7 protein-coding genes are annotated in these 11,677 nt (G+C 71.5%); 3 read left to right on the forward strand and 4 right to left on the reverse strand.

The window, feature by feature from the left end:
• Window positions 1-56 precede the first annotated feature (56 nt).
• The 3 genes from C9F11_RS41950 to C9F11_RS41960 are packed head-to-tail and all read right to left on the reverse strand — an operon-like array spanning window position 57 to window position 2,021.
• Window positions 57-311 carry a hypothetical protein gene (locus C9F11_RS41950; RefSeq protein ID WP_138965738.1) on the reverse strand — a complete coding sequence of 85 codons (255 nt, stop codon included), beginning with the start codon at window positions 309-311 and terminating at the stop codon, window positions 57-59.
• 55 nt (window positions 312-366) lie between these two features.
• Window positions 367-1,383: a prolyl aminopeptidase gene (pip, locus tag C9F11_RS41955; RefSeq protein ID WP_138965740.1), complete on the reverse strand. Its 1,017-nt coding sequence runs from the start codon at window positions 1,381-1,383 to the stop codon at window positions 367-369.
• A 35-nt stretch (window positions 1,384-1,418) separates the two neighbouring features.
• Window positions 1,419-2,021, reverse strand: coding sequence for a TetR/AcrR family transcriptional regulator (locus tag C9F11_RS41960; protein WP_138965742.1), 603 nt, complete (start codon window positions 2,019-2,021; stop codon window positions 1,419-1,421).
• 136 nt (window positions 2,022-2,157) lie between these two features.
• Between C9F11_RS41960 and C9F11_RS41965 the strand changes: the two genes are divergently transcribed.
• The gene (locus tag C9F11_RS41965; protein ID WP_138965744.1) at window positions 2,158-2,940 is read left to right on the forward strand and encodes an MBL fold metallo-hydrolase; all 783 of its coding nucleotides are present in this window, start codon (window positions 2,158-2,160) and stop codon (window positions 2,938-2,940) included.
• 42 nt (window positions 2,941-2,982) lie between these two features.
• On the opposite strand, the gene C9F11_RS41970 is transcribed toward C9F11_RS41965, so the two are convergent.
• A complete protein-coding gene (locus C9F11_RS41970; protein ID WP_138965746.1) occupies window positions 2,983-3,729 on the reverse strand; it encodes a phosphotransferase in 747 nt (248 codons plus the stop codon).
• 419 nt (window positions 3,730-4,148) lie between these two features.
• Here C9F11_RS41970 and C9F11_RS41980 point away from each other — a divergent pair, with 419 nt between their 5' ends.
• Together C9F11_RS41980 and C9F11_RS41985 are read left to right on the forward strand one after the other, a co-directional pair.
• Window positions 4,149-6,875 carry a hypothetical protein gene (locus C9F11_RS41980; protein WP_138965751.1) on the forward strand — a complete coding sequence of 909 codons (2,727 nt, stop codon included), beginning with the start codon at window positions 4,149-4,151 and terminating at the stop codon, window positions 6,873-6,875.
• Window position 6,876: 1 nt separating this feature from the next.
• The gene (locus C9F11_RS41985) at window positions 6,877-11,634 is read left to right on the forward strand and encodes a DUF6603 domain-containing protein (protein WP_138965753.1); all 4,758 of its coding nucleotides are present in this window, start codon (window positions 6,877-6,879) and stop codon (window positions 11,632-11,634) included.
• Window positions 11,635-11,677 lie beyond the last annotated feature (43 nt).

Below are 11,677 nucleotides of genomic sequence, written 5' to 3' on the forward strand. Positions count from 1 at the left end.
CTCGGACGTTCATGACCCGGGCCCCCGCGCACGGTCGCGCGCCCCGACCGGGCGGGTCAGTGCGGGGTCTCGTTGGCCTGCTGGACGACGTGCCAGCAGGCGGAACACAGGTCGAGCCACCGCGGTCCCGCCGCGGAAGAGTTGACGATGACCGCGGCGGTGGCCGGGTGGCCGCATCCCAGGCACGGATGGCCCCCGTCGCGGGCCCGGCGGGCCAGCGCGGGCCGGGACACGTCATCGGGTGCCGCGGCGAGCAGCGTGGGCTCGGCCGCGATCAGGTGCAGCAGCGCGGCCGCTGCCGCGGTGTTCACCGCGGCGCGCCCGCGCCGCCGGCCTTCGGCCCGCGCGCCCGGACCGTGCCTGCCGTCACTTCTCACCCGCTCCTGGTCTCGACTCGTCCTGGGTACCGTACCGGGAGCGGGCGCGGCCGTGAGCGAATCGGTCGAGGGCCCGGAGTACGTGGGTGCGTGTCCGATCGGTGCCCAGGTGACCGGCGTCATCGACGACGGTCAGTTCCGCGTCCGGCCATGCGCGGGCGAGTTCCCACGCGGTGTCGAGCGGTCCGCCCATGTCGAGCCTGCCGTGGATGAGTACGCCAGGGATACCGGCCAGGCGATGGGCGTCGCGCAGCAGCGCGCCTTCCTCCAGGAACGCGCCGTGGGAGAAGTAGTGCGCGCAGATGCGGACCAGGGCGAGTCGCGCGACCGGGGGACGGTCGCCGTACGGGTTGGAGGCGCCGTCGGTCTCCCCGGACAGGACCGCGTCCTCCCAGCGGCACCAGTCAGCGGTGGCCTTCTCCCGTACCGCGGCGTCCGGGTGTTCCGTGAGGCGCGCGTAGGCCGCGACGACGTCACCGTCTCGCGGGGTGCCCGGGGCTCCGGCGAGGAAGCGTTCCCACTGCTCGGGGAAGTACCGGCCGACCCCTCGGTAGAGCCAGTCGATCTCGGAGCGCCGGGTGGTGGTGACGGCGGCGATGACGATCTGCGACACCCGCTCCGGGTGCGTCTCGGCGTACGCCAGGATCAGCGTGGAGCCCCACGAGCCGCCGTACAGCAGCCAGCGGTCGATGCCCAGGTGCTCCCGCAGCCGTTCCATGTCGGCGATCAGGTGCTGCGTGGTGTTGTGCCGCATGTCCGTCGCGGGGTCGCTCGCGTGCGGTGTGCTGCGGCCGCAGCCGCGCTGGTCGAACAGGACCACCCGGTACCGGTCCGGGTCGAAGTACCGGCGCGCCCCGGTCCCGCACCCGGACCCCGGACCACCGTGAACGACGAGCGCGGGCTTGCCGTCCGGGTTGCCGCAGACCTCCCAGTACACGAGGTTGCCGTCACCGACGTCGAGCATCCCCTTCTCGTACGGCTCGATCGGCGGGTACAGCTCAGCCATGTGCAGACCTCCTGTGGATCAGATGGTACGTGTGGTCACGACTGGTCCAGGGCCCGTTCGATCGCGCGGCGGGCGCGGTCCGCGGCCGCCCGGTCGTGCTGGAGCTGCATGGCCGCGTTGAGGGCGAGCCCGGCGGCGACGATCTCGAACAGCGCCTGGTCGATGTCGAACTCGGCGGGCAGCTCGCCGTGGTCCACCGCCGCGGTCAGGTCCGCCCGCAGTTGGTCCCGCCAGCGCGACCACACCTCGGCCACCGCGTCGCGGACCCGTCCGGGGCGGCCGTCGTACTCGGTGAGCGCCGCGGTCATGAGGCAGCCGCCGGGCAGCAGCGGCGCTTCCAGGTAGCCCACGGAGTTGGCGCACACCGCGCGCAGCCGCCGCAGGCCCGGCGGCTCGGCCAGCGCGGGCTCGACCACCCGGTGCCAGAAGTCCACGAACGCCTTGTCCAGCGTGGAGATCTGCAGCGTCTCCTTGGTGCCGAAGTGCTTGTGCACCCCGGACTTGCTCATCTCCAGCTCCTCGGCGAGCCGGCCGATGGTGATGCCGTCAAGGCCCTCCTCGGAGGCGATCTCGGCGGCACGGTCGAGGATCCGGCCCCTGGTGGCCTGCGCTTCGGCCGCTGAACGGCGTGGTGACATGCGCCGAGGATAGCGCACGGCCGTTCGCTATTGATTTAGAGAACGCTCGTACGCTAAATTCCGGGGCAGCTACTGCAGCTACTGCAGCTACTGCAGCCACGGCAAAACGGCAACCACGGGACCGAAGGAGTGCGCGATGCGGGTGCGACGACTGGGCTGGGCCGGACTGGAGATGGAGGCGGGCGGTGAGCGCCTGGTGATCGACTATGTGCGGGACCTGACACCGCTGTTCACGGGGTGGAGGCCCGGCGAGGGCCTCACGGTGCCGAGCGGGAAGGCCGCCGCCGCGCTGGTCACCCACCTGCACCGGGACCACACCGATGCGGCCGCGCTCGCGGACGTGCTGACGCCGGGCGCGCCGGTGCTGCGACCGGCGCCCGGCCACGGCGACGACGTGGACAACGTGACGACGCTGTTGGCCGAGCGGGAGCTGGTCCTGCACGAACTGGCCCCCGAAGTCGTGGACGCCTGGGCCGCCCGCGAAGTCGGGCCGTTCCGCGTCACCGCGGTCCCCGCCGTCGACGGCCTCGGCGACCCGCAGCTGAACTGGGTGGTGGAGGCCGACGGGCAGCGGGTCTTCCACGGCGGCGACACGATGTTCCACGGCTACTGGTGGCTCGTCGCGCGCCGGTTCAGCCCGTTCGACGCGGTGTTCCTGCCCGCCAACGGCGCGGTGGTCGACGCACCGCACCTACAGCCGCCGAGCCCGCTGCCCGCCGCGCTGGACCCCAGGCAGGCCGCCGCGGCCGCGGAGATCCTCGACGCCCGGTACGCGGTGCCGATCCACTACGAGACCGAGCAGCCGGACAAGATCCCGGGCTACGTCGAGGTCTCCGACCCGGAGAAGGAGTTCCGCACACACGCCGGACGGCGCGCACGCGTGCTGGCGGTCGGGGAATGGCTGGACCTGGCCGGATGACGGGAAACCTCGCCGTGCCGCAGTAGTCGGGCCCGCGCGGCCTCACATCCGGGACCTCAGCACGTCGACCTCGCAGCCCGGCGCGAAGGGGGCGAAGCCGTGTTCGAGCAGCCAGCGAACGGCCAGCAGGCTTCGCAACGACCACCACGCGTGGAGCACGTCGAGATCGATGTCGGTGCCGTATCCGGCGAGGACGTCGTCGAGGTGTTCCTCGTGTCCCAGCGTGAAGGTGGCGAGGTCGTACAGGGCGTCACCCTGGCCCGCCTCGGACCAGTCGATGATGCCGGTGACCTCGCCGCCGTCGACGAAGACGTGCGCGATCTGCAGGTCGCCGTGGGTGAACGCCGGAGTCCACGGCCGGAGCGCGGCCTCGGCGACCTGGCGGTTGCGGGTGACCAGGTCGGCGGGCAGGATGCCGTTCGCCACGAGCACCTCGCACTCGTCGTCGAGTTCCGCCGCCAGCGCGTCAACGCTCCGTCCGGCCCGGCCCGGCAGGGGTGGCAGTGGCGCGTCGTGCAACGTGCGGATGGCGGCGCCCGCCGCGGCCCACGCCGCGGGCGACCCGGTCGACGGCCCGCCGAGGCGCCCCAGCGTCGTTCCGGGGAGCGCGGCGATCGCGAGCACGGGCGGTTTGCGCCACAGGACCTCGGGGGTGGGGACCGGCGCGAGGGACATCGCCTCGACCTCGGCGTCGACGCGCGCCTGATCGGCGTCCACCTTCAAGAACACGTCACCGACGCGCAGGGTCGCGCGCTCGGAATGGGCGACGACGACATTGACCTCATCCATGGGAGACCAGTATCCCGGGGATGATCGCCGACGTCGCCGGGTTTGTCGCGTGCGAGGACGCGACCGACCACGTCCCGCCACCCGGCGGCCTCGTGCCCGCCACCGACCTCTGGCCAGGTCAAGCCCACCACTTCTGCGAGGAGTCATCCCTGGCGGCGGCCGAGTCGGCTCTCCCGCTAGGCCCGGCGCGGGGCGCGATGGGCGTGCTTGTCGACGACGCTACGCGGCGGGGCTCTCCGTCCTTCGGGAGCCGGTCCGGGGACTGTTCCTTCAGGCATTGCGGTGTACCGGCGGAAGCGACCCACCCGTCACGGCCAACCGGGTAAGTGTTCTATTCCGGTTGGAGTCATAAATTCCGGGAACGGCGGTTTTCGGCCTCTCCGTCACATCTTTCCAGCCATGCTGCATTCGCTCTTTCTTTGATCTGGGGGCGGTGGGACGATCGGACCCCTTCGCTGCCCGGGGATCGACCGGTGGGAGTAACCATGGCCAGCACGGTTCCTATCACCGCGGATCTTCCCGTCTTTCCGCACCTCGATCTGCACCTTGTGCTGAGCGGCGACCTCCCGCTCAAGATCCAGGTGTTCAGCCGCACTTTCACCGAGGCCGCACCCCAGCCATTCGTACTGACGGAACAGACGCAGGGCAGCACATTCCACTTCTTCGCGCCGCACCATTCCGTGGGAGACCGGCTCAACAGGCTCCCTACGGTGAACAGTCAGGGAGTCGTGACAGCTCAGGAACCCGGGGTCTATCTCTTCCAGATCACCGTCGGCGGCGGGTTCGGTGTGGTGGTGGGCAGACTCCAGGTGCACCAGGAGATCGAGGACTGGTGGTTCGGGAACACCTCCATGACCACAGCGAAGGACAGCAAGTTCGCGCACGCCCAGCCGTCGCTCTACGCCAAGTTCAGCAACGACTCCGCAGCCGGTACGGACTTGGTCGGCGATATCACAGGGCATGACTACATCGAGCTGAAATCACCGAGTTCGGACGTGGTGATCTCTTCGGGGGGAAGGCTGCGGGGAGCGGCGGAGACGACGACTCCCGTGATCATCACGGGAGAACTCAAAGGCGCCCACAAAGAGGGCACCCGCAAAGAGGGCACCGACAAAGCCCATGTCCTTCCGGTGCGCGTGGTCGACTACGCGAAATCCCGGACGACACTCACCCGGGTCAGGGCCACGGACGTGGCGAACCATGAGGACCAGTGCAACATGGTCTTCATCGCGGAGGGGTTCCGGGCCCAGGACGCCCAGTTGTTCGACCGCATCGTCCAGCGCACCGTCCGCGACATGTTCGAAAAGCCGCGACATCAGCCCTACCCGCTGCTGAGCAAGAGTTTCAACGTCTTCTCTTCGTTCGAACCCTCCGAGCAGCAACTCGTCACCTGCGGCCCCCGCGTCGTGAGCGCGGCGGGAAACGGGGTTGATCTCACCGGCCGCCGCATTCCCGAGTCCGACCCGCGGGGCCTTCCGCCCAACAGTTACAGCGTGCAGGAGCTGGTCGAGCGCGTGGGTCTGCCCCGGCGCGGCGAGAACCGCTCTCCGCAGCAGTTGAGGGACCTGTGGAAGACGCAGAGCCTGACGGACTTCGCCGAAGGCAGGGCGAGCGACCTGGTGGTCGAGACGTGGAAGGCGCACCAGTCGGAGGGGTTCCTCCAGGCGTCGGACACGTTCTACGGCCTGTACCTCGGCCGCCGGTGGGCCGACGGTGGCAGGTTCCACGGCCAGGGGGAACCCGCGGTCCAGCCGCCCGCCGGCGACGCGCCGAACGCCCCGCGCCTGAAGGAGTTCATCGACCGGGTCTACGAGTTCTACCGGGTCGCGGGACACCAGACGCTGGAACTCGATCCACGGCGGCACGCCCCCGAGGTGTACGCGGACAGCAATGCGGCGAACCCGGGAAATGCGGTTCTCGGCTATCTGGCGGGGCTTCGGCTCGCGGAGCCGCCGAACCTCCCCATCGGGCAGAACTGGGTTCCCGACGACACCCGTTTCCGCAAGAGCCGGGGGATGGTAGCGATCATCGCGTACGAATCACTCCTGGGCGGCACGGCCTTCAACAAAGGCACGATGACGGCCTCGACCGTGGGCAGGCAGGGGAAGGTCGAGTTCACCAAGGCGTCGGGGACCAGACCGGTCATGACGAGGACTCCTCCTCCGCCCGTCGTGGCGAAGGAGCCCTTGGGGGTCACCGACATCGACCACCTCGTCAACAAGGTGGCCCACGAGTTCGCCCACTCCTTCAACCTGGGGGACGAGTACGAGGACTTCGGCGGCGACCGGCAGGGAGACAACGACCCCTTCCACGACGTGATATTCGACAACCTGGCGAAGCTCAGCTTCCTGCACCAAGGAGCGCCGCCGCAGGACCGAAAACTCAACCCCGGCCGCATCAAGTGGTTCGCGGTTCCCCGGGTGCGGATATCCGGAAAGCTCCTGAAGCCGTCTCAGACGCTGCTGCCCGACATCTTCGAAGTCACGGTCGGCACCGCCGACATGGGGAAGTGGGTCCAGGCGTTCACGGACAACGCCAAGGTGACGGTGCGCAATTTCACGACCGGCGCGGACAACCGGCAGCTGCCGCTGTCGGCGGCACCCGCCGACATGCTGACCAATCTGACCATCGCGTCCAGGCCCGATGAGAAGCAGGGCACCCTCTTCCTCCAGACCTCCGGGCCCGTCGCGGCGATCCCGGTCTTCAAGAAGGGCTCGGTGGTGTTCGTCCAGCGGACGGACCCCTCGGGGCTACCGGTCTTCGTGGTGGACAAGGCGGTGCGGGACTTCGTCGCCGACCCCAGTCCCGCGAACCAGCGCAGCCACGGCCCGCTGAACCGGAACCGCGACACGACGAAGCCCTTCGGGAAGAAGGAAGAGGAAACAGATCTCCCCATCAACGTGCCGGGCTTCGTGCCACCGAAGTTCGCCTACCAGATGGTGGGGATCTTCGAAGGCGGCAACCACTTCGCGGGCGGCTTCTACCGGGCGTCGGGCGAATGCAAAATGCGCGGCCAGGACAGAGGCACGACGAACGACGCGGACCTGCGGGGCGTGTTCTGCTTCCTCTGCAAATGGCTGATCGTCAATCTCATCGACCCGGCCCAGCACGCCCCGCTCGACGCGCACCAGTACCCGAGGGCGTGACATGGCCGACCAGGGCACCTTCGACAAGCTCCTCGCCGAGATCGGGCAGGCACTGCTGCCCCTGCGGGAGGCCGTCGCCTCCCCTCAGGCGTTCATCGGCCTCCTCCACCAGCTCGGCTGGACGGTCGACGACCCCCCGGCCCCGCTGCGTGCGCTCGGCACCACCACGGACACGCTGTACGACAGCCTGCGCCGCCTGCTGGGCGACGGCGGACTCAACGAGGGCGGGCCCGGGCTCCGCACCCCGGCACCCGGAAAGCCCGAGAGGGCGAGCGCCGCCGCCTCCGCCGACGAGGCGGCCCGCGTACTCGCCGCCGTACAGGGCCTCGTGACCGCGATCCGCGCCATCGCCGACGCGCCCGACGCGGCCATCCCGCCCCACCTGCGGGCCGACGGCTTCCGCGAGCAGTTCCCCCGCCAGCTCCTCGACCACCTGGTCATCACGTACCTGCAACGCTTCCATCCGTCCGTCGGGTTCGGACTGCGCGCGCTCGGCGTCATCAAGGCGGCCTACGTGCCGCCCACGGGCAGCCGCCCCTCCCACACCCGCATGACACTCGACGTGACCGACGTCCCCAAGGTGCTCGACGATCCGTCGCTCGTGCTGAAGAACGCGTACGGCTGGGGCGGGCCCGACCTCGACTTCGCGGAGCTGGCCTCCCAGCTCGACAACCTCTTCCTGGGCATGGGCTTCGACGTGCGCGTCGCGCAGCTGTCCGAAGGCGCGGAGACCGCTGTGCAGGGCCCGCGCACGGACCCGCTGGGCCCGACGGCGACCGCGCTCACCTTCATCGCCTTCGACCAGGCGGTGGGGGAGGAGGAGGCGCGGGCGCGCGGCGCGGTGCGGCTCGTACGGGTGCCCCCGGCCACCCCGGGCGGGGCGCCGGGCCTCGCGCTGCTGCCCTCGCTGACCGGCTCGCTCGGGGTCCGGTTCGAGCTGGCGTGCGGCATCGCCATCACGGTGCGCAGCGGCCTCGACCTCCAGGGCGGGGTGGCGCTCCTCGCCCGGCCCGGCGAGGGCGTGGACGTGATCACCGGCTTCGCGTCGGGCGGCGCCCCCGTGCACGCCAAGGGCGCCATCGAGGTCACGGCCGAGAGCATGGTCGCCGACCGGGCGCCGGTGCTGCTCCTCGGTACGCCCGACGGCACCCGGCTCCAGTTCCGCGCGCTCGCGGGCACCGGCGGCGTCCGGATCGACGGTGACGACGTGGACGTCTTCGCCGAATTCGACCTCACGGGCCTGGAGTTCGTGTTCCGGCCGGGGGAGGACGCCGACGGATTCCTCGCCGCAGTGGTTCCGGCCGACGGGTTCGCCGTCGGCGGCGACCTGACCCTCGGGGTCTCGCACCGCGAAGGACCGTACTTCCGCGGCACGTCGAACCTGGACCTCCAGATCCCGGTGCGCCGACGGCTCGGGCCGGTCGAGATCCAGAGCCTGACCGTCTCCGTGACCCCCTCGGGAGGGTCCGTGCCGGTCAGTGTCGGCGCGACGTTCACGGCCGCACTGGGCCCCGTCACCGCAGTGGTGGACAGGGTCGGCCTCACCGCCCTGTTCGACGGACGCCCCGGGCAGGACGGGAACCTCGGCCCGCTCGACGTCTCCCTCGGCTTCAAGCCGCCCGGCGGCGCGGGCCTCTCGATCGACACGGGCGTGGTGCGCGGGGGCGGCTTCCTCGCCTTCGACCTCGCGCGCGGCGAGTACGCCGGGGCGATGGAGCTGGAGTTCGCCGACCTCCTGGAGCTCAAGGCCATCGGCCTCGTCAGCACCCGGATGCCGGACGGCTCGAAGGGGTTCTCGCTGCTGATCGTGGTCACCGCCGACTTCGGCGAGGGCATCCAGCTCGGCTACGGCTTCACCCTGCTCGCCGTCGGCGGCCTGATCGGGCTGAACCGCGGCATGAACCTCCAGGCGCTCGCGGAGGGCATCCGCACGGGCTCGATCGAGTCCGTGATGTTCCCGCGCGACGTGATCGCCAACGCGCCGCGCGTCCTGTCCGACCTGAACGCGTTCTTCCCGCCGGAGGCCGGCACGTTCCTCATCGGCCCGATGGCCAGGATCGGCTGGGGCACCCCGACGCTGGTGAGCATCTCCCTCGCACTGATCATCGAGATCCCCGGCAACCTCTCCGTCCTCGGCACCCTGCGCGCCACGCTGCCGAACACGAAACTGCCCCTCCTCGACCTGCGCGTCGACTTCTTCGGCGCACTGGAACCCGGCAAGAACCGGCTGTGGTTCGAGGCCCGCCTCGTGGACTCGCACGTACTGACCATGCCCCTCGACGGGGGCATGGGCGTCCTGGTCGCCTGGGGCGACAACCCCGACCTGGTGCTCACGGTCGGCGGCTTCCACCCCTCGTACAAGGCACCGGCCCTGCCCTTCGCCGTGCCCGAGCGGGTGTCGATCGACATCCTGCACCGCGACAGGCAACTGATCCGCGTCTCCGGCTACTTCGCCCTCACCAGCAACACCGCCCAGTTCGGGTCGAAGGCAGAACTCCGGCTCGGCGTCGGCGGGTTCGGCGTCGAAGGACATCTCAGCTTCGACGCGCTGTTCCAGTTCAACCCCTTCCGGTTCGCCATCGCCATCAGCGCGGAGGTCTCCCTCAAGGCGTTCGGGGTCGGTGTGTTCAGCATCGACCTGCGGTTCCAGCTGGAGGGCCCGGCCCCCTGGCGGGCGCGCGGCAAGGGATCCATCGGGTTCCTGTTCTTCTCCGTCTCCGCCAACTTCGACATCACCTGGGGCGAGAACGCCGTCACCACCCTGCCGCCCCTCCTGGTCCTCCCGCTGCTCGCCGCCGAACTGCGCAAGACCGAGGGCTGGCAGACCCGCCTGCCCACCGGCAGCGGCAAGCCGCTGGTCAGCCTCCGCAGGCTCCCCCCGTCCGACGACCTGGTGCTGCACCCCCTGGGCACCCTGTCCGTACAGCAGCGGGCGCTGCCGCTCAACGTGCGCCTCGACAAGGTCGGCCCGCGGCGCGCGGCCGACGGCAGGCGCTTCACCGTCGCGCCCGCGCCGGACAGCGGGCTCGTGCGGATCTCCGACACCGGCGACAAGTTCGCCATGGCCCAGTACCAGGACATGACCGACGCGGCGAAGCTGTCGAGTCCCGCGTACGAGACCCAGGACACCGGCCTGGAGCTCACCGCCGCCACGGGCGCCCTGGCATCCGCACGCGTCGTACGCCGCAGCGCGCGCTACGAGCTGCACATCATCGACAGCGCACCCTCCACGAACGGAGTGCACGGCGCCTCCGGCCCCGACGGCCCGCGCACCGAGCCGCCCGCGCGGCTGTCCGCCGCACGCACCAAGCGGTTCCACAGCGTCAGCCCCGCCGTGTTCGACGGGTTGCTCCAGGGGAGCAGCACCAGCAGGTCGCCGCTGTCCCGGCGCGAGGCGCTGCTGCGCCAGCCGTTCGCGACGGCCGACACCGTGCGCGTCGCCGACCAGCGGTTCGTCGTCGCGTACGTGCGCAGCAACGTGCCCGCGCTGCCGCCGCGCGCGCTCGGCCGCAGGTCCACGGGCGCTCCGGTGGACTTCCGGAGCCAGGCCACGGCGGCCGACGCGCTCGCCGACTTCGTCGCCGCCGACCCGGCGCTCGACGGCCTGCTGCACGTCATCCCCACGTCCGAGGCGGCCGTGCCCGCCTTCGTGCCCGGCACCTGGGCGCCCGCGGGCACGCTGCCCGCACCGGCCGGCCAGGCGGACACCGTCGTCCTCGCCACCGGGAAGGTACTGATCGCCGGAGGGTCCGGCCCGACGGGCACGGCACTCGGCGCGACGGCGCTCTTCGACCCGACCGCCAACGCCTGGTCGGCTTCGGCCGCGCTGGCGGCACCCCGCCGCCTGCACACCACCACCCGGCTCCCCGACGGCAGGGTCCTCGCCGCCGGAGGCCGGGGTACGGACGCCGCGCCCCTGGCCTCCGCCGAGGTGTTCGACCCGGCCGCCGCGACGTGGTCCGTGTCGGGCCCGATGGCCGCGGCCAGGTTCGCGCACTCCGCGACGCCGCTGCCCGACGGCCGGGTCCTCGCGGCCGGAGGCAGCGCCGCCCGCGGCGGGCACGGCTTCGGCGCGCTCCGCTCCGCCGAGGTGTTCGACCCCGCGACCCGGGCCTGGACCGCCACGGCGCCGATGAACGACGCCCGCACGGGCCACCAGGCCGTCCTCCTGCACGACGGCCGGGTCCTCGTCGCGGGCGGAGCGCTGCCCACGGGCGGCACCGGCGAAGCGGCCCTCGCCCACTGCGAGCTGTACGACCCGGCCGACGGCACCTGGACCCCGACCGGCAGCCTCCACACACCCCGCAAGGGACACCAGGCGACCCTGCTGCCCGACGGCCGGGTCATCGTCACGGGCGGCGAGCCCGCCGTCGCCGCGGACGGCACGTTCAGCCCGCGTGCCCTGGCCTCCACCGAGCTCTACGACCCGGTCACCGGTGCCTGGACCCCCGCGGCCCCCCTGCCCGGCGGCCGCGCCCGGCACCGCGCGCTGCGCACGCGCGCGGGGGACGTCCTGATCATCGGAGGCACCACGGGCCCCGGCTTCACCGCGGGCTTCCGCAGCGTGATCGCGTACGCCCCGGCAGCGGGCACCTGGACGCGGCTCGCGGGCCTCGCCCAGGGCAGGTGGGCCACGGCCGTGGCCGAACTCGCCGACGACCGCGTCCTGGTGACCGGAGGCATCGCCGCGGCCGGCCCCGCCGCGCCGGGACCCGAACCACTCCAGCTCACGGCCACGGCGGAGGCACTGATCCCCTGACCACGTCCCGGACCGGCTCCCCGCCCGCGGACCGGTCCACCAC

The sequence above is a fragment of the Streptomyces sp. YIM 121038 genome, from assembly GCF_006088715.1.
GTDB lineage: Bacteria > Actinomycetota > Actinomycetes > Streptomycetales > Streptomycetaceae > Streptomyces.